The organism is Mitsuaria sp. BK041 (genome assembly GCF_014193085.1).
In the GTDB taxonomy this organism is placed as follows: Bacteria; Pseudomonadota; Gammaproteobacteria; order Burkholderiales; family Burkholderiaceae_C; genus Roseateles.
Genome location: NZ_JACHYT010000002.1, coordinates 1,050,446 through 1,070,673 on the forward strand (window position 1 = coordinate 1,050,446; position 20,228 = coordinate 1,070,673).

19 protein-coding genes are annotated in these 20,228 nt (G+C 70.6%); 2 read left to right on the forward strand and 17 right to left on the reverse strand.

Going from position 1 to position 20,228, the window contains the following annotated elements:
• Positions 1–58: 58 nt before the first annotated feature.
• The 15 genes from FHT38_RS20520 to trpE form a co-directional block, all read right to left on the reverse strand.
• A complete protein-coding gene (locus FHT38_RS20520; RefSeq protein WP_221213865.1) occupies positions 59–769 on the reverse strand; it encodes a DUF6445 family protein in 711 nt (236 codons plus the stop codon).
• Positions 770–797: 28 nt separating this feature from the next.
• Positions 798–1,871: an acyltransferase family protein gene (locus FHT38_RS20525; protein WP_183493047.1), complete on the reverse strand. Its 1,074-nt coding sequence runs from the start codon at positions 1,869–1,871 to the stop codon at positions 798–800.
• A gap of 28 nt (positions 1,872–1,899) precedes the next feature.
• Complete coding sequence (locus FHT38_RS20530; RefSeq protein WP_183493048.1) at positions 1,900–2,802, reverse strand: glycoside hydrolase family 16 protein; 903 nt, start codon at positions 2,800–2,802, stop codon at positions 1,900–1,902.
• Complete coding sequence (locus FHT38_RS20535) at positions 2,799–4,118, reverse strand: MFS transporter (protein ID WP_183493049.1); 1,320 nt, start codon at positions 4,116–4,118, stop codon at positions 2,799–2,801. The genes FHT38_RS20530 and FHT38_RS20535 overlap by 4 nt, the downstream gene beginning before the upstream one ends.
• Positions 4,119–4,140: 22 nt before the next feature.
• Positions 4,141–5,622, reverse strand: a complete 1,482-nt coding sequence (gene nagZ, locus FHT38_RS20540; RefSeq protein ID WP_183493050.1) for a beta-N-acetylhexosaminidase — start codon at positions 5,620–5,622, stop codon at positions 4,141–4,143.
• A gap of 46 nt (positions 5,623–5,668) precedes the next feature.
• Positions 5,669–6,679, reverse strand: coding sequence for an SIS domain-containing protein (locus FHT38_RS20545; RefSeq protein WP_091731651.1), 1,011 nt, complete (start codon positions 6,677–6,679; stop codon positions 5,669–5,671).
• Positions 6,669–7,808 (reverse strand): N-acetylglucosamine-6-phosphate deacetylase, encoded by a 1,140-nt coding sequence (gene nagA, locus FHT38_RS20550; protein WP_183493051.1) that lies wholly within the window; start codon positions 7,806–7,808, stop codon positions 6,669–6,671. Before nagA ends, FHT38_RS20545 begins: the two co-directional genes overlap by 11 nt.
• Positions 7,805–8,548, reverse strand: a complete 744-nt coding sequence (locus FHT38_RS20555) for a GntR family transcriptional regulator (protein ID WP_091728146.1) — start codon at positions 8,546–8,548, stop codon at positions 7,805–7,807. Before FHT38_RS20555 ends, nagA begins: the two co-directional genes overlap by 4 nt.
• Positions 8,549–8,564: 16 nt before the next feature.
• A complete protein-coding gene (locus FHT38_RS20560) occupies positions 8,565–9,509 on the reverse strand; it encodes a BadF/BadG/BcrA/BcrD ATPase family protein (RefSeq protein WP_147242518.1) in 945 nt (314 codons plus the stop codon).
• 187 nt (positions 9,510–9,696) lie between these two features.
• A complete protein-coding gene (locus FHT38_RS20565) occupies positions 9,697–10,398 on the reverse strand; it encodes a uracil-DNA glycosylase (RefSeq protein WP_147242386.1) in 702 nt (233 codons plus the stop codon).
• An 8-nt stretch (positions 10,399–10,406) separates the two neighbouring features.
• Positions 10,407–11,198: an indole-3-glycerol phosphate synthase TrpC gene (gene trpC / locus FHT38_RS20570; protein ID WP_183493052.1), complete on the reverse strand. Its 792-nt coding sequence runs from the start codon at positions 11,196–11,198 to the stop codon at positions 10,407–10,409.
• Positions 11,199–11,276: 78 nt separating this feature from the next.
• Complete coding sequence (gene trpD, locus FHT38_RS20575; RefSeq protein ID WP_183493053.1) at positions 11,277–12,317, reverse strand: anthranilate phosphoribosyltransferase; 1,041 nt, start codon at positions 12,315–12,317, stop codon at positions 11,277–11,279.
• A gap of 13 nt (positions 12,318–12,330) precedes the next feature.
• Positions 12,331–13,401, reverse strand: coding sequence for a low-specificity L-threonine aldolase (gene ltaE, locus FHT38_RS20580; RefSeq protein WP_183493054.1), 1,071 nt, complete (start codon positions 13,399–13,401; stop codon positions 12,331–12,333).
• Complete coding sequence (locus FHT38_RS20585; RefSeq protein ID WP_147240892.1) at positions 13,398–13,982, reverse strand: aminodeoxychorismate/anthranilate synthase component II; 585 nt, start codon at positions 13,980–13,982, stop codon at positions 13,398–13,400. The genes ltaE and FHT38_RS20585 overlap by 4 nt, the downstream gene beginning before the upstream one ends.
• A gap of 20 nt (positions 13,983–14,002) precedes the next feature.
• Positions 14,003–15,487, reverse strand: a complete 1,485-nt coding sequence (gene trpE / locus FHT38_RS20590) for an anthranilate synthase component I (RefSeq protein WP_183483098.1) — start codon at positions 15,485–15,487, stop codon at positions 14,003–14,005.
• 420 nt (positions 15,488–15,907) lie between these two features.
• On the opposite strand from trpE, the gene FHT38_RS20595 reads away from it, so the two are divergent.
• Entirely contained in the window at positions 15,908–16,561 is a 654-nt protein-coding gene (locus FHT38_RS20595; protein WP_404935746.1) for a chalcone isomerase family protein, read from the forward strand.
• 22 nt (positions 16,562–16,583) lie between these two features.
• On the opposite strand, the gene gph is transcribed toward FHT38_RS20595, so the two are convergent.
• Both gph and FHT38_RS20605 read right to left on the reverse strand, forming a co-directional pair.
• The gene (gene gph / locus FHT38_RS20600) at positions 16,584–17,243 is read right to left on the reverse strand and encodes a phosphoglycolate phosphatase (RefSeq protein ID WP_091728176.1); all 660 of its coding nucleotides are present in this window, start codon (positions 17,241–17,243) and stop codon (positions 16,584–16,586) included.
• A gap of 82 nt (positions 17,244–17,325) precedes the next feature.
• On the reverse strand, positions 17,326–18,843 hold the full coding sequence (locus FHT38_RS20605; RefSeq protein ID WP_183493056.1) for a methyl-accepting chemotaxis protein: 1,518 nt from the start codon (positions 18,841–18,843) through the stop codon (positions 17,326–17,328).
• 255 nt (positions 18,844–19,098) lie between these two features.
• Between FHT38_RS20605 and FHT38_RS20610 the strand changes: the two genes are divergently transcribed.
• Complete coding sequence (locus FHT38_RS20610; RefSeq protein ID WP_183493057.1) at positions 19,099–20,226, forward strand: patatin-like phospholipase family protein; 1,128 nt, start codon at positions 19,099–19,101, stop codon at positions 20,224–20,226.
• The last annotated feature ends 2 nt before the right edge of the window (positions 20,227–20,228 follow it).

Genomic DNA, 20,228 nt, shown 5'->3' on the forward strand with positions numbered 1-20,228 from the left:
AGCAGGCGAACAGCCGCGCAAGCAAGCGGCTCCTCTGCCGGCGGGCAGCGCTCGCGCGCTAGAAGTCGTAGAAGGTGGTGATGGTCAGCCGGCCCTGGCGCGGGTCGCTGCTGAGCCCCAGGGCGGGGTTGACGATGGCCGAGTGCAGCAGGCTGCCCCGGTAGGCCACCAGGCGGTTGAATCGCGCCGGCAGCATGCCCAGCAGCTCGAAGCAGTCGTCCGAGTCGCTGAAATAACGCGGCGGCGCCGGATGGCGCTCCATCTCCGCGTAGATCAGGTCGCCGTAGCGTTCGCGCTGATCGGCGGTGATCTGCTGCAGGCCGCTGGCCTTGTGGCGGTAGAAGGCGGTGCCGCCATGGCGCTCGTCGCAGAGGTAGAGCATCACGGCCATGAAGTGCGGCGTGCTGGCATCGAAATGCGGCACCCGCTGCAGCGGTCCCAGGTCCTCGGGGGCCACCGTCGTCACCGAGAAGGCGCACGGCGACTTGCGCAGCGGCAGTTCCTCGGGAACGCCGAAGTTCAGCCGGATCAGCGGGTCCAGCAGCTCCGTCAGGCTTTCGCTATAGGCCGCGGGCACCGGCGCTCGCAGCCCGGGATAGCCCTTGCGCTCGTCAGCGCCCGGGCAGCGCTCGAAGCGGGCCTGGCAGGCTGCCTCGACCAGGGCCTGCGGATGCGCGAGGAAATCGTCGATGACGACGACCGGATGCTCGCCGACCCGCACCGAGCGGATGTCGGGCGGCATGCGGATGGCGAAGGTCTCCGGGCTCATGGAACGGTATTGTGCGGGCGCGGTCCGCTCAGATCTTCCAGTACCAGCGGCGTCGGTCGAGCTCGCGCACGATGAGCCACCACACGCCCACGAAGGCCAGCGCGAAGCCCAGCGACTGCGCATGCGGCCCGAGCCAGGCGCCCAGCCAACCGAAGCCGTGCGCGTAGAGCGGGCGCATCCAGCCGAAGCCTTCGAGGAACACGGTGCAGATCCAGGCCCCGGCGTAAGCCGCGATCGCGTTGACGCCGAAGCTGCGGAACAGCGCGGGCGCGCCCAGCCGGTCGATCAGCACATGCGCCGCGAGCAGCACCAGCGCGGCCAGCCCCCCGGTCCACAACACGAAGGACGGCGTCCAGAGATTCTTGTTGATCGGCATCAGCCCGATGGCGTCGAGCGCGAAGCCCGTGGCCGCCGCGATGAGGCCGACGGCCGCGAGCTGCCGGAGGGCGCCGGCGCGCAGCGCCTCGCCGCAGCGCCAACCCAGCAACGTCGTCCCCAGGGCGCCGAGCGTCGCGACGAGGCCTTCCGGGTCATGGCCGAGGCCGGTCACTGGGTCCCACTCGTAGCCATGCGGACCGAGCAGCCACGCATCGACACGGCTGGCGATGTTGCCGGCCTTGTCGAGCGGACCGCCCCACAGCAGCAAGGCGCCATAGCCGGCCAGCAAGGCGGCGAGCCAGACGCGTTGACCGGCGGCGCGCCACTGGATCGCGATCAGGCCGGCGAGCGCGAAGCACAGGCCGATGCGCTGCAGCACGCCGGGAATGCGCAGCGCCGGCTTGTCCATCAGCCACCACGCCAGCGCGTGCAGCACCAGTCCCAGCGCCACGATGCGCAAGCCGCGCTGGACCACGGTGGCGCGCAAGGACGCACCGTCGCCGGCCTCGATGCGCGCGCCCATGGCCAGCGACAAGGAGACGCCCACGATGAACAGGAAGAACGGGAACACCAGGTCGGTCGGCGTCCAGCCGTTCCACGCCGCGTGCTCCAGCGGCGCGTAGACGTGGCCCCAGTCGCCGGGGTTGTTGACCAGCAGCATCGCGGCGACGGCCAGGCCGCGCATCGCGTCGACGGACGCAATGCGTTTCGAGGAAGCGTTCATGGGACGAGGATCGGAAGGAAACAGACGCTCAGAAGTCGCAGCGACTCTCGAGCGCGGGCGTGGCCGGCGGGACCTGGTCGAGCCGCGCGACGCCGCCGGCGCGCCAGCGCTTCACCTGCGCCTCCACCTGGGCCGGGCTCAGGACGGTGTCCTTCGCGTGGAAGACCCAGTCGACGTCCTGCTCGTACACCCGCGGCGGGCCGCCCGCGACGCCCGTGGGCAGCGGACCGCCCGGCGAGAACCACAGGTTGAAGTTGATCGACATCGGCACCACCGGGTAGTTGCGGCCGCCGTGTTCGTCGATCTTGCGGCCGTCGATGAACCATTGGGTGCGGCCGTCGGCCACCTGCATCACCAGCGTGTGCCAGTCGCGGCCGCGCTCGCCCAGCGGGCCGAACTCCTCGTGCTGCTGGTTGAAGGCCAGCCATGGATCGAGGCGCACCGTCTGCCAGGTGATGCCGTAGATGCGGGTCTTGTCGCTGCCCCAGCCGCCATTGGGCAGGTACTCCCAGTCGAGCTCGCTGAACTCGGGATCGAAGTCGTGCCTGAGCGGGCTGACCGCGTAGAAGGTCTGGATCACCGGGTCGCCATCGGCGCCGCTCACCGGCTGGTCGCTGAAGCGGATCCGCGCGGCATAGGTCCCCGCGAGGTACTTGCGCTGGTGGCACACCTGCACCTGCGCCGTCCCCGGGCCGGTGCCGTCGGTCACGCCATGCAGGCGCAGCTGGCCGTCGACGACGCTCAAGCCCTCGGGCGCCCAACGAGCGCCGGGAATGCCCGGGTGGCCCGGCGCACTGCGGACCGTCCAGCCCTGCTTGAACAGCGCGGCGGTGTCGGGGTAGCTGAAGTCGTCGAAGAAGAATTGCGGGTCGGCGGCGTGCGCGCCACCGGCCATCGACATCGCCACGAGGCCCGCGGCGATCGCCTTCATGTCGCGTTCTCCACCGGCGCCGCCGCGACCGCCGGCCCCTGGGGTGCCCGTCCGGGCATGCGCACGAACAGCAGCAGGATCAGCGCCGGCGCGCCGCAGGCGATGGTCCACAGGAAGAAATGCTCGTAGCCCATCGCGAGCTGGATGTCGCCGCTGATGGTCTTGGAGAAGATGAAGCCCAGCTGCATCACGCCCGAGCCCAGCGCGTAATGCGCGGTCTGGTACTTGCCCGGCGCGACGGCCTGCATGATGAACAGGATCATCCCGACGAAGCCGAAGCCGTAGCCCAGCATCTCCACCGCGACGGCGAAGCCGACGTGCCAGAGATCCGCCGGCATCGTGACGGCCAGGTAGTAGAAGGTCGCGTTGGGCACCGCCATCGCCACGATCAGGAAGGGCATCGCGCGGCGCAGGCTCATCCAGCTGGTGAAGTAACCCCCGGCGATGCTGCCCAGCAGGAAGGCCGCCGTGCCCACCGTGCCGTAGATCCCGCCCACCTGCTCGGTGCTCAGGCCCAGGCCGCCCTTGTCGCGCGCCTCGATCAGGAACAGCGGCCCGATGGTCTGCACCTGCCCTTCGGCGAAGCGGAACATCACGATGAACAGGATCATCAGCCAGATGCCCGGCTTGCCGAGGAAGTCCGCAAGGACCTCGCGCAGCGTGCGCCAGACGCCGGCCGCCGTGAGGTCGCCGTGATCGGTGTTGAGCGCGCCGGGCAGCGCGTACGCGTTGTAGCTGGCCAGCACGAACAGCAGCACCGACAGCAGCGCGAAGATCACCGACCACGCGTTCATGACGCCGATGCCGCGCTCCAGATGTCCCGCGAGGACCAGCAGGCCGCCCAGCGTCAGGAACTTCGACGCGTTGAAGAACGCGCCCTGCCAGCCGGCATAGGCCGCCTGCTGCTTGTCGTCGAGCGCCGCCATGTACAGGCCGTCGCAGGCGATGTCGTGCGTGGCCGACGCATACGCGAGCAGGAACAGCACCGCGATGCTGGCCGCGAACCACATCGGCAGCTGCAGCGCCACCGCCATCAGCGCCAGGCCGGCCGCGCCGGTGAACTGCCCGGCGACGACGATCAGCTTCTTGCTGCGCGCCAGCTCCAGGAACGGGCTCCACAACGGCTTGAACGCCCAGGCCAGGCCCAGCAGGCCGGTCCAGCGCGCGATCTGGTCGTTGGCCACGCCCATGTTCTTGAACATCAGGCCGGCGATCAGCATGACGACGAAGAACTGCATGCCCTGCACGAAGTACAGGCTGGAGACCCAGCGGATCGGCGATCGCGCGGGCGCGGAGGAAGTCTGCGGCTGGCTCATGTCGAGGCCCTCGGATCGATGCTCAGTTCAGCGTCACCGGCGACTGGCCGCCGGCCTGGCCGCGGCCTTGCAGCCAGTCGCCCAGGGCCGCCAGCGCGCCGTCCGCGTAGCCCCAGCTGATCACCGTCGGCGCGTCGACATCCAGCGCCTGGAACGGATTCCAGAGCACCAGGTGCAGGTCAGGCCGCCAGTTGCCGGCCTGCGCGCCGTAGCGCGCCCGGTGCGTCGAGGCGACGATGGTGAAGCGGCCATCCGCCGGGACCGTCGCCCAGTCCAGGGCGGCGATGTCGGCGAGCGAGACGAACTCGACGTCGCGGTAGCCCTCGAACAGCGCGCGCACCTGCGCGCCGGTCGGTCCGGCCTCGGAGACGCCGTCGGTCGGCACTTCGTCCTGCACCAGCACCCGGGTCGGACCATCGGTCGCCGGCGGCATCGCGCCACGCAGCGCGCTCAGGCCCGCGGCCCAGGCTCGACGCATCAGCCGGTCGTCGGCCTCGCGCGGCGCGCCCTGGTAGTCGTCGAAACGGACCGGGAAATCGCGCGCCAGCTTGTCCAGCCGCGCCTGCGCCTGCCGGCCGCGCTCGACGCTCAGTTCGCCGCGCGTGAGCGCGTCCTGCAGCGCGCGAATGGCCTGCGCCTGCTCGTCCAGCGAGCCCTGCGCCAGGATCATGTCGGCGCCGGCGTTGATCGCCAGCACCGCCGCCTTCGCGTAGCCGTAGCGCTCGGCGATGGCCTTCATCATCAACGCGTCGGTGATGACGACGCCGTCGTAGCCGTACTCGTCGCGCAGGATGCCGCCCAGCAGCGTCCTGGAGAGGGTTGCCGGATACTGCGGATCGATCTTCGGATAGACGATGTGCGCCGTCATGATCGACGGCGCCAGGTCGCGCAGCGCCTGGAAGGGCTTGAGCTCGAGCGCGTCGAGCTCGGCGCGCGACTTGTCCACCATCGGCAGGTCCAGGTGGGAATCGACATGCGTGTCGCCATGGCCCGGGAAGTGCTTGATGCAGCAGGCCACGCCCGCGGCCATCGAGCCCTTCATCCAGGCGCCGGCCAGGCGGGTGACGGTGTCCGCGGTCTCGCCGAAGCTGCGCTCGGCGATCACCGGATTGGCCGGGTTGTTGTTGATGTCGGTGACCGGCGCGAAGTTCCAGTTGATGCCGATGCCGCGCAGCCCGCGCGCGACGGCGGCGCCGACCTGTTCGGCCAGCCCCTCGTCGCCCGCCGCCCCCAGCGCCATCGCCGACGGCGGCTGCGGCAGGAAGGTGGCGCGCACCACGGACCCGCCCTCCTGGTCCAGGCCGATCAGCGCGTCCGGGCCCATGGCCTCGCGCAGGTCCCGGGTCAGCTGCCGGACCTCGGCCTCGGTGCCCAGGTTCTTGCGGAACAGGCAGACCGCGCGGATCCGGTTGTCGCGCAGGAAGGCGGCGGTGGCCGCATCCAGGCGCTTGCCCTGGATGTCCACCATCACCAACCGGCCCGGATGGAATGCTGTCTCGCTCATGTCGTTCTCTTCTGCCTGGGCCGCGGGTCGACGGCGGGGTGGGACATCAATGGGTCTTGGTGACCTTGGCCAGATGGCGCGGCTGGTCGGGGTTCAGTCCCCGGGCCTGGGCCAGCGCCTCGACCATCGGATAGAAGCTCTGCACCGCGGCGATCGGATCGAGGTCCTCGTTGCCGGTGCAGGTCAGCGGCAGCTCGGCGCCCGGCGTGCCTTCCGGCGCCGCCAGCAGCACGCGCGCGCCACGGCCGCGCATTTCCTCGGCCAGCGCGAGCAGGCCGGCCTGCGCCGGGCCGCGCGGCGCGAACACCAGCAGCGGGTAGCCCTCGTCCACCAGCGCCATCGGGCCGTGCTTGACCTCGGCGCCGGAGAAGGCCTCGGCCTGGATGCCGCAGGTCTCCTTGAACTTCAGCGCCGCCTCCAGCGCGATCGGCAGCGAGGTGCCGCGGCCGATGACGAAGAGCTTGTCCGCGCCCTTGAGCGCGTCCACCGCCACGTCCCAGCGCTGCCGGGCGGCCTGCTCCATCGCCTGCGGCAGCGCCTGCAGCGCGGCGGCGAGGTCCTCGTCGCCCTGCCACGCGGCGACGACGCGCGCCCCGGCCACCAGCTGCGCGATGTAGCTCTTGGTCGCGGCCACGCTCTGCTCGACGCCCGCATGCAGGCGGAACACATGCTCGGCGGCGGCTTCCAGCGGCGAGCCGTCAGCATTGACGAAGGCCACCGTGCGCGCCCCATTGGCGCGGAAGTACTGCGTCGGTGACACCAGGTCGGGGCTCTGGCCCGATTGCGAGAACGCCAGCGAGACCAGGCCCTTGCTCTCGATCTTGCTCTGATAGAGCGTGATCAGCGACATCGGCAGCGAGGTCACCAGCCGGCCCAGCCGCGCCATGACCAGGTAGGCCAGGTAGTGCGACGCGTGGTCCGAGCTGCCGCGCGCGATCGTCAGCAGCGCGCTGGGCGGCTGCTCCCGCAGCGCGTCGCCCAGGGCCGCGTAGGCGTTCTGATCGGCGGCCAGTTGACGGGCCACCACCTGCGGCGCGCTCAGCGCCTCATCCAGCATGCGCGAGGTCAATCGCTTCTCCTTCGACGACCACGCTGTGCAACTGCAAGCCACGGTCCATCACGACAAAGTCCGCCCAGGCGCCCGGGGCCAGGCGGCCCCGATCGTCCAGACCCAGGTAATCGGCCGCGTTCGTCGAGACGCGCCGCGACGCGTCCTCGATCGACAGGCCGAGCTTCAACACCAGATTGCGTAGCGCCTGGTCCATCGTCAGCGTCGAGCCGGCCAGCGTGCCGTCGGGCAGACGCACGCCGCCCAGGCACTTGGTGACGCGATGGCGGCCGAGCCGGTACTCGCCATCGGGCATGCCGGCCGCCGCCGTCGAATCGGTGACGCAGAACAGGTGCGGGATGCTGCGCAGCGCGACGCGGATCGCGCCCGGATGCACATGCAGCAGGTCGGGAATGATCTCGGCGTAGCGCGCGTGGGCCAGCGCCGCGCCGACCATGCCGGGCTCGCGGTGATGCAGGCCGGTCATCGCGTTGAACAGGTGGGTGAAGCCGCCGGCGCCACGAGCCAGCGCGGCCACGCCGTCCTCGTAGGTGCCCAGCGTGTGGCCGATCTGGATGCGGAAGCCCACTTCGCTCAGTCGCTCCACCAGCTCGAGGTTGCCGGGCAGCTCCGGGGCCAGCGTGATCAGGCGGATCGGCGCCAGCGCATGCAGGGCGCGGATCTCGTCGATCGACGCGGCCTTGGCGAAGTCCGGCTGCGCGCCGAGCTTGCCGGGGTTGATGTAGGGCCCTTCGAGGTGCACGCCCAGCACGCGCGCGCCGCCGGCGGGCCGCTCGACGCAGGTGGGCGCGAGCGCGCGCATCGCCTGGCGGATCTCGTCCAGCGGCGCGGTCATCGTCGTCGCCAGCAGCGAGGTCGTGCCGTGCCGCGCATGCAGCTGCGCGAGCCGCGCGGCCGCGTCGCCGCCTTCCATCGTGTCGCGGCCGGCGCCGCCGTGGACGTGGGTATCGATGAAGCCCGGCAGGATCAGCGGCAGGTCCTGCGCGCCGTGGCGGGCCTCGTGCTCGGGGACGGCGCTGCCGTCGATGCCGACCACGCGTCCCTTGTCATGTTCCAGCACACCGCGGATGAAGCCGCCAGGTGTCAGTACGAATCCGTCGATGTGCTGGGTCGTCATCCGTCTCGCCTCATCTCCGCGACGAAGTCGTAGTAGTCGCTGCGGCAGTAGGAATGGGTGAGCTCGACGGCCTGTCCCTGGTCGAGGTAGCCCACGCGGGTGATGAACAGCACGGCCTGGCCGACCGGCACTTCCAGCAGGCCCGCCAGGCGCGAGTCCGCGTTGATCGCGCGGATGTGCTGCAGCGCGCGCACCGGCGCGCCGCCATGCCGGGCGAGGTGCTCGTACAGCGAGGACTCGACCTTCTGCGGCTCGGGCAGCACCGCCTCGGGCAGCACCGACAGCTCATAGGCCATGACGACGGCATCGGCCAGGCGCAGGCGCTCCAGCCGCGCGACGCGCTGGCCGGTGGTCAGGCCCAGCGACAGCTGCTCGTCCGGCGCCGCCATGGCGAAGCCGCGGGTCAGCCAGCGGCTGCTGGGCTTGAAGCCGCGCTGGTGGAGCTCCTCGGAGAAGCTGGTCAGGCGCGACAGCGGCTGCTCGAGCTTGGGCGCGATGTAGTTGCCGGAGCCGCGCTTGCGCACGATCAGGCCCTGCTCGACCAGGCGGTCGATGGCCTTGCGCGCGGTGACGCGCGACAGGTCCAGGGATTCGGAGAGCACGCGCTCGGACGGCAGGGCCTCGTCGGCCTGGTACTGCCCTTCGCGGATCGCCTGGGCCAGCTTGTGGGCCAGCTGCATGTACAGCGGCGAGGCGGCGGCGGGATCGGGCTTGAACTGGAAGGGCAGCTTGGTGCTCATCGGGCTTCTCTGCTTCTCAACGGGGGTCGGAGAGAGCGCCGCGGACCAGCCGCAGCGCACCGTCGGCCGAGTCGCCCTGGGGCGACACGCAACGGGCCCGAATGTTGCCTGAGAAAAGCGCGGCAAGGCGCTGCGCCACGCTGCCCGCGAGCGACAGCGGCAGCTGCTGCGAGGGGTCCAGCGCGAGCGCGAGCTGCTCGAGTTCCGCCACCGCCTGCGCGACCAGCGCGGCCGCGGCCGGGTCGGCGCCCGCATGCTCGAAGACCAGCGGCGCCAGCTGCGCGTAGGCATGCTGGCCGGCCTGGGCGACCCAGGCGTTGATCGCGTCGCGATCCTGCTCGTGCTGGCAGCCGGCGGCGCCCCACACCGCCTGGGCGAGCGGGCCGGGCTCGGCGCGGCCGTCCATGGCCTTCTGCGCCTGACGCATGGCCTGGATGCCGAGCCAGGCGCCGCTGCCTTCGTCCCCGCCGATCCAGCCCCAGCCGCTGACGCAGACCAGCGAGCCGTCGGCGCGCAGCGCCTCGCCCACCGTGCCGGTGCCGGCGGCGATGACGCCACCGGGCCGGCCGGCATGGGCGCCGATGACGGAGGTGGTGCCGTCATTCGCGAGCTCGATGTGGGCGTAGCCGGGCTGCTGCGCGATGAAGGCCTGCGCCTGCGCGGTGACGCCGGCGCCGGACAGGCCGAGCCCGATGGCGGCCTCGGCCAGCGGCAGGCGCTCGATGCCGGCCTTGGCCGCGGCCTCCTGGACCGCCGTCTGGATATGACGCCAGGCCTGGGCGATGCCCTGCCCCAGCGCGGACGGCCCCGCCCATCCCTGGCCGAGCAGTTGTCCGTGGACGTCGCTCAGCCGGACCCGAGTGCCGGTGCCGCCGCCATCCACCCCCACGAGGTAGCGGACGGCGGTGAAGCGCGGCTGCAAGGGCGCGGACCAGGCGTCCGCCAAGGGGTGGCTGTTCATGATTAATACCAGTTTAGTACCAAAAAACGCGAAGCGTCAATTGGTAGCGCACTGGACTTAACCTTGATGCACAAATCGCTCCGCTAGGGGCTCGCGGATGATAACCACCAACGTACCAGTGATGGCCGATTGAAATGAGGAAGCGCGCAGAGGTGGCCTGCGGAGGGCCAGCGCCCTTTGCAGTCCTTCAGTCCAGCGACCACTCCAGGCCGACGCCCTTGCCCTTGAGCCAGTCCCGCGCCGCGGAGAAGTGGCCGCAGCCGATGAACGGCACCGGCCCGCGCGTGGCGGAGAGCGGCGACGGGTGATTGGCCTGCAGCACGAGGTGGCCGTTGCCGGCGGCCTCGATCAGCGGCGCCTTGGCCTGCGCATGCGCGCCCCAGAGCAGGAAGACCTTCGGCGCCGCATCCCGCGCCGTCGCGGCGATGAGCGCATCGGTGAGCGACTCCCAGCCCTTCTTCGCATGCGAGGCGGCGGCGCCGTCCTCGACGGTCAGGCTGGTGTTGAGCAGCAGCACGCCGCACCGGGCCCATTCGCCCAGGTGACCGCACATCGCCGGCTGCTGACCCAGGTCGCGCTGCAGTTCCTTGAAGATGTTGCGCAGCGACGGCGGCAGCTTCTGCCCCGCCGGCACCGAGAACGCCAGCCCTTCCGCCTGCCCCGGCCCGTGATACGGATCCTGGCCGACGATCACCACCGTCGCCCGCGTCAGCGGCGTGAGCCGCAGCGCGCGCAGCGGGTCCGGCGGATAGATGGCGGCGCCCGCGGCCAGGCGCTCCTTCAGCAGCGCCTCGATGCGCTGGCCGTCGGCGCTCGCGCGCCAGGCATCGATCAGCGGCTGCCAGCCGTCGCCGACCTGCCAGTCGATGGCCTGCAGCGTCGCGGACATCGCCGGCCTCAACCGAACAGCGCCGACAGCGCCGCGCCCGGGTCGGGCGCGCGCATGAAGGCCTCGCCGACCAGGAAGGCATGCACCTGCGCATCGCGCATGCGCTGCACGTCGTCGGGACCCAGGATCCCGGACTCGGTCACCAGCAGGCGATCGGCCGGCACCTGCGCCAGCAGCCCCAGCGTCGTGTCCAGCGTCACCTCGAAGGTCTTCAGGTTGCGGTTGTTGATGCCCACCAGCGGCGTCTTCAGGCGCAGCGCGCGCTCGAGTTCGGCGCCATCGTGAACCTCCACCAGCACGTCCAGGCCCAGGCCCAGCGCGCAGTCCTCCAGCTCCGCCATCTGGCCGTCCGCCAGGCTGGCGACGATCAGCAGGATGCAGTCCGCGCCCATCGCGCGCGCCTCGTAGACCTGGTACGGATCGACCATGAAGTCCTTGCGCAGCACCGGCAGCGCGCAGGCGGCGCGCGCCTGCCGCAGGTACTCGACCGAGCCCTGGAAATGCGGCGCGTCGGTGAGCACGCTCAGGCAGGCCGCGCCGTGCCGCTCGTAGCTGCGGGCGATGTCGGCGGGACGGAAGTCGGCGCGCAGCACGCCCTTGCTGGGGCTGGCCTTCTTCACCTCGGCGATCACGCCGCTGCGGCCGGCGGCGATCTTGTCGCGCAAGGCCCGCGCGAAGCCGCGCGTGAGCTCGGCGCGCGATTCCGCCTCGGCACGCAGCGCGGCCAGCGGCACGCGGGCCTGCGCGGCGGCGACCTCGTCGCGCTTGACGGCATTGATGCGATCCAGGATGTCGGACATGGCTTTCTCACTTCAGGTCCGGCGCCAGGGCCGGAGGCGGTCGACGCCCGGGCCCGCACGGGCCCGGCCTCGCCACGATCAGGACTGCGCCGCGGCTTGCCGCTGCGTCTCGGCGACGAACGCATCGAGCTTGGCGCGCGCCGCGCCGGACTCGATCGCCGCACGCGCCTTCACGATGCCGTCGGCGATGGACTCGACGACATTGGCCGCGTACAGCGTCGCGCCGGCATTGAGCAGCACGATGTCGCGCGCCGCGCCGGGCTCGTTGCCGAGCACGCCCAGCAGGATGCGGCGGCTCTCCTCGGGGCCGCTCACCCGCAGGTTGCGGCTGGCGACCATGGGCATGCCGAAGTCCTCGGGATGGATCTCGTACTCGCGGATCTCGCCGTTGCGGAGCTCGCCGACCAGCGTCGCCGCGCCCAGCGAGATCTCGTCCATGTTGTCCTTGCCGTAGACCACGACCGCGTGCTGCGCGCCCAGGCGCTGCATCACTCGGACCTGGATGCCGACCAGGTCCGGATGGAACACGCCCATCAGGATGTTGGGCGCGTCCGCCGGATTGGTCAGCGGACCCAGGATGTTGAAGATGGTGCGCACGCCCAGTTCCTTGCGCACCGGCGCGATGTTCTTCATCGCCGGGTGATGGTTGGGCGCGAACATGAAGCCGATGCCGGTGTTGCGCACGCAATCGGCGACCGCCTGCGGCGGCAGCGACAGCGTCACGCCGAGCGCCTCCAGCACATCCGCGCTGCCGGTCTTGGACGAGACGCTGCGGTTGCCGTGCTTGGCCACCTGCGCGCCCGCCGCGGCCGCCACGAACATCGAGCAGGTCGAGATGTTGAAGGTATGCGCGCCGTCGCCGCCGGTGCCGACGACGTCCACCAGATGCGGCCCCGGCGTGATCGGCACCTTGACGGAGAACTCGCGCATCACCTGCGCGGCGGCGGTGATCTCGCCGATGGTCTCCTTCTTCACGCGCAGGCCGATCAGGATGGCCGCGGCGGTCACCGGCGAGATCTCGCCGCTCATGATGCGGCGCATCAGCGCCAGCATCTCGTCGTGAAAGATCTCGCGGTGCTCGATGACCCGCGTCAGCGCTTCGTTGTCGGTGATGGGCATGGTGGCCTCCCGCTCAGGCGTTGAAGAAGCGGCGCACCGCCGCGATCGCGCGGTCGACACCCGCGGCGTCGACATCCAGGTGGGTGACGAAGCGCAGCTTGTACAAGCCCGTCGCCAGCACGCCCTGCGCCTTCAGATGCGCGACCAGCGCCGCGGCGATGTCCTTGTCGACATCGCAGAACACGATGTTGGTCTGCGGCGCCTCGACCGTCAGGCCGGGCAGTCCGCGCAGGCCCTCGGCCAGGCGGCTGGCGAGCGCATGGTCCTCGGCCAGGCGCGTGACCTGGTGGTCGAGCGCGTGATGCGCCGCCGCCGCGAGCACGCCGGCCTGGCGCATGCCGCCGCCGAGCATCTTGCGCGAGCGGTGCGCGCGCTGGATCAGCTCGCGCGAGCCGCACAGCACCGAGCCCACCGGCGCGCCCAGGCCCTTGGAGAAGCAGACCGAGACGCTGTCGAAATGCGCGCAGATGCGCCGCGCCGCGGCATACGGATCGCCGCGCTCGGCGGCCGCCACGGCGACGGCCGCGTTGAACAGGCGCGCGCCGTCCAGGTGACGGGCCAGGCCGTGACGCCGCGCCAGCCCGGACGCGGCGGCCAGGTAGTCCATCGGCAGCACCTTGCCGCCGATCGTGTTCTCCAGCGCCAGCAGCCGGGTGCGCGCGAAGTGCGCGTCGTCGGGCTTGATGTTGGCCTCGATGTCGGCCAGCGGCAGCGAGCCGTCGGGCGCGTGGTTCAGCGGCTGCGGCTGGATCGAGCCCAGCACCGCGGCGCCACCGCCCTCCCAGCGGTAGGTGTGGGCGAACTGGCCGACGATGTACTCGTCGCCGCGCTGGCAATGCGCCATCAGCGCGCACAGATTGCTCTGCGTGCCGGTGGGCATGAAGAGCGCCGCCTCGAAGCCCAGGCGCTCCGCCAGCGCCGACTGCAGCGCGTTGACGCTGGGGTCGTCGCCGAAGACGTCATCGCCCAGCGGCGCCGCCGCCATGGCGGCACGCATGCCGGCGGTGGGCTGGGTGACGGTGTCGCTGCGCAGGTCGACGACCGCCGCGTCCACATTCCTGCCCGCATTCGTGCTCGCATTCATCGCGCCAACTCCAGGAAGTTCTTGAGCATCGCGTGGCCGTGCTCGGACAGGATGGATTCGGGATGGAACTGCACGCCCTCCAGCGGCGTGGCGGTGCCCGCCAGCGCGCGGTGGCGCACGCCCATGATCTCGCCGTCCTCGCTGCGCGCGCTGATCTCCAGCTCGGCCGGGATCGTCGCTTCCTCGATCGCCAGCGAGTGGTAGCGGATCACGTCGAAGCGCTCGGGCAGGCCGCTGAACACGCCCTGCGCGTCGGTGGTGATGGTCGAGGACTTGCCATGCATCTGCACCTTGGCGCGGATGATGTTCCCACCAAGCGCGGCACCGATGCTCTGGTGGCCCAGGCACACGCCCAGGATGGGCAGCTGGCCGATGAAGCGCTGGATCGCCGGCACGCAGATGCCGGCTTCCTTGGGCGTGCAGGGGCCGGGCGAGAGCACGAGGTGGGTGGGCTTGAGCGCCGCGATCTCGTCGAGGCTGATCTGGTCGTTGCGGACCGTCTTCACCTCGGCGCCGAGTTCGGCGAAGTACTGCACCAGGTTGAAGGTGAAGCTGTCGTAGTTGTCGATCATCAGCAGCATGTCGTTCTCCTTCGTCCGGGTCAGAAACCTTCCTCGACCAGCTCCGCCGCGCGCAGCAGCGCGCGGGCCTTGGCCTCGGTCTCCTTCCATTCGAGCTCGGGCACCGAATCGGCCACGATGCCCGCCGCCGCCTGCACGTACAGCACCTGGTCCATGACCACGCCGGTGCGGATGGCGATGGCCAGGTCCATGTCGCCGCCGAAGCTCAGGTAGCCGCAGGCGCCGCCGTAGATGCCGCGCTTGACCGGCTCGAGCTGGTCGATGATCTCCATCGCGCGGATCTTGGGCGCGCCCGACAGCGTGCCGGCCGGGAAGCTGGCGCGGAACACGTCCATGTTGCCGATGCCGTCCTTCAGCAGGCCCTCGACATTGCTGACGATGTGCATCACATGCGAGTAGCGCTCGACCGCGAACGCGTCGGTGACCTTGACGCTGCCGGTCCGCGCGATGCGACCGATGTCGTTGCGGGCCAGGTCGATCAGCATCAGGTGCTCGGCGCGCTCCTTGGGATCGGCCTTGAGCTCCACTTCGAGCGCCTGATCCTGCTCCGGCGTACCGCCGCGCGGACGCGTGCCGGCCAGCGGGCGGATCGTGACCTTGCGGCCTTCCGGCGTCGATTCCTGACGCACCAGGATCTCGGGCGAGGCGCCGACGATCTGGAAGTCCCCCATGTCGTAGAAGTACATGTAGGGGCTGGGGTTGAGCGAGCGCAGCGCGCGGTAGAGGCTCAGCGGCGATTCGGTGTAGCGCTTCTTGAGCCGCTGGCCGAAGACGATCTGCATGCAGTCGCCGGCCGCGATGAAGGCCTTGGCCTTGTCGACCGAGGCGAGGAAGTCGGCCTTGTTGAACTCGCGCTCGACCGGATGGGCCTGCCCGCGCACCACGCGCGGCGCGGCCACCGAGTAGCCCAGCTTGTCCTTGAGCTCCGTCAGCCGCTTCTTGGCCTTGAAGTAGGCCTCGGGCTGCGACGGGTCGGCGTAGACGATCAGGTAGAGCTTGCCCGACAGGTTGTCGATGACGGCCAGCTCCTCGCACTGCAGCAGCATCACGTCGGGCGTGGGCAGGCCGCCCTCGGGCGTGGAGTCCGCCAGGCGCGGCTCGATGTAGCGCACCGCGTCGTAGCCGAAGTAGCCGGCCAGGCCGCCGCAGAAGCGCGGCATGCCGGGCCGCAGCGCGACCTTGAAGCGCTGCTGGTAGGCCTCGATGAAGGCGAGCGGGTCGCCGTCGTGGGTCTCGATCACGGCGCCGTCACGGATCACGCGGGTGACCGTGCCTTCGCTCTTGAGCACGGTGCGGGCCGGCAGCCCGATGAAGGAGTAGCGCCCGAAGCGCTCGCCGCCGACCACGGATTCCAGCAGGAAGCTGTGCCGGCCCGGCCCGTTGCCGGCGCAGAGCTTGAGGTAGAGCGAGAGCGGGGTCTCAAGGTCCGCGAAGGCCTCGCTGATCAGCGGGATGCGGTTGTAGCCGTCAGCGGCCAGGCTTTGGAATTCCAGTTCGGTGATCACGTCGTCAAACCTCTTGTCGGCTGCGGCGAGGCCGGCGATGCAGGGCATCACGGCGCGCGCGCAAGCGGAAACTCAGGTCGCCTGTTGGACCTGCCCCGTCGGGTAGGGTGCAGCAAGAGCGTGACGGTGACCCGCGTCCGAGGGATAGAGGGGACGGCGGGTGGCAAGCAGCAGGCGGCTTCAGGTGAAGTCGTGCCAGGATCGCCAGGGCCAGGCTCCCCGGTCGTTCGACCCCTTGATGTGCTTGCGCGTGATAAACATGGTGCGGCGCAGTGTAGCAGGCGGATTCCCGGGGTCCGGCCGCGGGGCGGTTCGCGCATACTCCCCGTCCAGAGCCGGCCGCGGAGCCGGCCGATCCTCCGGAGGGAAGGAGACACCATGTCCAAGCGCAATGTCCTGATGGCCGCGCTCGCGGCCGCGATGCTGGCGCCCGTCGGGGCGTCCGCCCAGTCGACGCCACCGGGCGCGTCATCGGCCGCGCCGGCCGCCTCGCCCGCGGCGGCCCCGGCGCCGGTCGAGCTCGCCGGCGTCAAGTACGACGGCACCGCCGAGGTCGCCGGCCAGAAGCTGCAGCTCAACGGCGCGGGGATCCGCTACAAGGCGATCTTCAAGGTCTACACCGCCGGCCTGTACCTGAACGCGAAGGCCACCACGCCGGAGGCCGTGCTGGCCAACAACGGTCCCAAGCGCATCCACATCCAGATGCTGCGCGACATCGATGGCGAGGAGCTGGGCAAGCTCTTCACCAAGGGCATGGAGCAGAACGCCACGCGCGAGGAATTCGGCCGCTCCATCAGCGGCGTGCTGCGCATGTCGGAGATCTTCGTGCAGAAGAAGAAGCTCAAGACCGGAGAGAGCTTCGGTGTGGACTACATCCCCGGCACCGGCACCGTGGTCTTCGTCAACGGCCAGCTGATTCCCGGCGAGCCGATCAAGGGCGAGGACTTCTTCCACATGCTGCTGAAGATCTGGCTGGGCAAGTCGCCGGCCGATTCCGACCTGAAGGTGGCGCTGCTGGGCGGCGCCAAGCCTGCCGCGACGAGCAGCCGCAACGCCGCGGGCAGTAACCGCTGAGCTCGCGGCGCTCCGCGAGCGCTCAGCCGAGCAGCTCGTCCAGCCGGTCCAGGTAGCGATCCGCGGGCACGCCGCGGATCGGCTCGCCGTGGTTGTAGCCGTAGCTGACCAGCGCGATCGGGCAGCCGGCCGCGTGGGCGGCGCGGGCGTCGTTGCTGGAGTCGCCGATCATCCAGGTCGTGGCCGGCGCGCTGCCCAGCGCCTCGCAGGTCTTGAGCAGCGGCAGCGGATCGGGCTTCTTGCGCTCGAAGTCGTCGCCGCCGAAGACGCGGTCGAAGTAGTGGGCCAGGCCCTTGCGCCGGAGCAGCTCGCGGGCGAAGGCGGCCGGCTTGTTGGTCAGGCAGGCCATCGGCAGGCCGAGCGCCTTGAGCGCGTCCAGTCCCTCGACGACGCCGGGAAACACATCGGCGTGCTCGCCGTTGAGCACCTCGTAATGGCGCTGGTACAGCGTCCAGGCCTCCTCGTAGCGCTGCGGCGGCGCGCCCGCCTCGGCGAGCACGCTGCGGATCAGGTGCTCGCTGCCCTGCCCGATGGTGTGCTCGACGAAAGCGCGAGAGACCTCGGGCAGCGCCATGTCGGCCATCACGCGGTTGAGCACGGCGACGAAGTCGCCCAGCGTGTCGACGAGCGTGCCGTCGAGGTCGAGCATGAAGGCGGTGGGAGTGGGAACGAGCGCGGGCATCGGTGCGGCAACGAGGACATCGGGGCCCGCATCGTAGCGGTGCCCCGCCGACCGCCTCGCTCGCCCGGGCGCGTTCAGGCGTTCAGGAGAACGCGCCCACCGCCGTCACCAGCGCCTGCGACTGCTGCTCGAGCGACTCGGCCGCGGCCGAGGCCTGCTCGACCAGCGCCGCGTTCTGCTGCGTCGCCTGGTCCATCTGCGCGATGGCCTGATTGATCTGCTCGATGCCGGCGGTCTGCTCCTGGCTGGCGCTGGAGATCTCGCCGACGATGTCGGTGACCCGCTTCACGCTGCCCACGATCTGCGACATGGTCGCGCCGGCCTGGCTCACCAGGGCGCTGCCGGCCTCGACCTTCTGCACCGAGTCGCCGATCAGCGACTTGATCTCCTTGGCCGCCGTCGCGCTGCGCTGCGCCAGCGTGCGCACCTCCGAGGCCACCACCGCGAAGCCACGTCCCTGCTCCCCGGCGCGGGCCGCCTCCACCGCTGCGTTCAGCGCCAGGATGTTGGTCTGGAAGGCGATGCCGTCGATGACGCCGATGATGTCGACGATCTTGTTGGACGAGCCGCTGATGGACGCCATCGTGGCCACCACCTCGTCGACCACCTGGCCGCCCTGCACCGCGAAATCGGACGCGGACATCGCCAGCTGGTTGGCCTGCCGGGCGTTGTCGGCGCTCTGCTTGACGGTGGCGGTCAGTTCCTCCATCGACGCCGCCGTCTCTTCCAGCGCGCTGGCCTGCGCCTCGGTGCGCGAGGACAGGTCGCGATTGCCCGAGGCGATCTCCCCCGCGGCACTGGCGATGGTGTCGGTCGCGCCGCGGATCTGGCCGACGGTGGTCGACAGGCTGCGCTGCATGCGGTCCATCGCCACCAGCAGGCTGTCGGCATGCGCGCCGCGCAGGTCCACCGCCACGTTCAGGTCGCCGGCACCGATGCGGTGGACGATCTCCGAGGCATAGGCCGGCTCGCCGCCCAGCTGGCGGTAGATGCTGGTCGCCAGGCGCCAGCCCAGCAGGCCGACCACCGCCATCAGCGCCAGGCCGATCGACAGCAGCACCGCGGCGCTGCGCCAGAAGGCCTTGTCGATGTCGTCGATGTAGTCGCCGAAGCCGACGATCCAGTCCCAGGGCTCGAAGCGGGTCACCGCGTAGAGCTTCTCGACCTCGTCCTTGGTGTTGGGCCGCGTCCCCGGTGCGATCACGGTGCCGACCTTGCGGCCTTCCAGCGCGGCGCGATAGCGCACGCCGGCCTCCTTGCCGCCCTTGGCGTCGACGATGCCGACGCGCTTCGGATTGGGATGCACCAGGTTGACGTCATCGCTGTAGCCGCGGACGAAGAAGTAGAGCTCGTCCTTGCGGAAGCTGCCGATGATCAGCTTGCCCTGGCGCTGTGCCTCCTCGCGGGTCAGCTTGCCGGCGAGCTCCTGCTCGTGCAGCTTCTCGAGCGCGGCCTGGGCCAGCACCACCAGCGTGGACAGCTGCGCGGTGCGCTCCTTCATCATCGTCTGGCGCAGCGTCGTCAAGGACACCGTTGCCAGGACCACCATGCCGATCAACGCGGCCAGACACAGGAAAAGAATGCGGGTGCGGAGTTTCATGAGTGGGAAGAGAACGGCGCCGCCACGCCCGATGCACGGGGCGGCGCGAATGGACCAGACAGCACTATCGGCTCGATCGGGCCGATGCTGAATCCCCATCGCCGCTAACGCACGGCGTTATGCGTCACTACCTCACGGCCGCGCGCGCGACCGGCCTGTCGTGCGCCGTCACGCGGGCCCGCATCCCCAACTTGACCGCTTGCGACGCCAGCGCCCGGCGCCTAGGCTGGTCCATTGCCACTGCGGGAGACGGCCATGCCCCTCGACCCTGACGCGCGTGCCGACGGCATCGCGCTCGCGCTGTCTGGCGGCGGCTTCCGGGCCGTGCTGTTCCATGTCGGCGTGCTGTGGCGCCTCAACGAGCTGGGCGTGCTGGGCCGGCTGGCGCGCCTGTCCAGCGTCTCCGGCGGCTCGATCGCCTCGGGGCTGCTGGCCGTGCGCTGGCCGCGACTGGCCTTCGACGGCGACGGGCATTCCCCGCGTTTCGAGGCCGAGGTCGTGACCCCGCTGCGCGAGTTCTGCGCCCGCAACATCGACGTGGCCTCGGTACTGTCGGGCGCCTTCAATCCCTTCCGGTCGGCCGGCGAGGCCGTCGCCGAGGAATATCGCCAGCGTCTGGGCCTGGACGCCTCGCTGCAGTCGCTGCCCGACACGCCGCGCTTCGTGTTCAACGCGACCAACTACGCCACCGGCGTCAGCTTCCGCTTCTCCAAGCCCTACGCCGGCGACTACCGCATCGGCCTCATCCCGAAACCGCGCTTCGACGTGGCCACCGCGGTCGCCTGCTCGAGCGCCTTCCCGCCGGTCCTGGCGCCGATCGCGCTGGACGTGCGGCCGGAGGACTTCACCCGCGTCGAGGGCGCCGACCTCTACGACCAGGTCGACTACCGCCGCCGCCTGATGCTGGCCGACGGCGGCGTCTACGACAACCTCGGGCTGGAAACCGTCTGGGGCCGCCATGCCACGGTGCTGGTCAGCGACGCCGGCAAGCCCTTCGACATCGACGCCGGCATCGGCACGATGGCCCCGCGGCAGGTGCTGCGCGCGATGGACATCGGCCTGAACCAGGCGCTGGCCCTGCGCAAGCGCATGCTGATCGCGGCCTACGCGCGCGGCGAGGCCCAGGGCGCGTTCTGGGCCATCGACACCGACATCGCCGACTACCCCGCGACCGAGGTGCCGGCGCTGTCCGTCGATCCGGCGCGGATCGCCGACCTCGCGGCGATCCGCACGCGCCTGGACCGCTTCAAGGAACAGGAGCAGTGCGAGCTGATCAACTGGGGTTACGCGGTCAGCGACGCCGCGCTGCGTTCCCGCGCGCCGGCGGTGGTCTTCCGCTCCCAGGCACCCGCCTGGCCCTATCCGCGGCACGCGTTGTCCTGAGC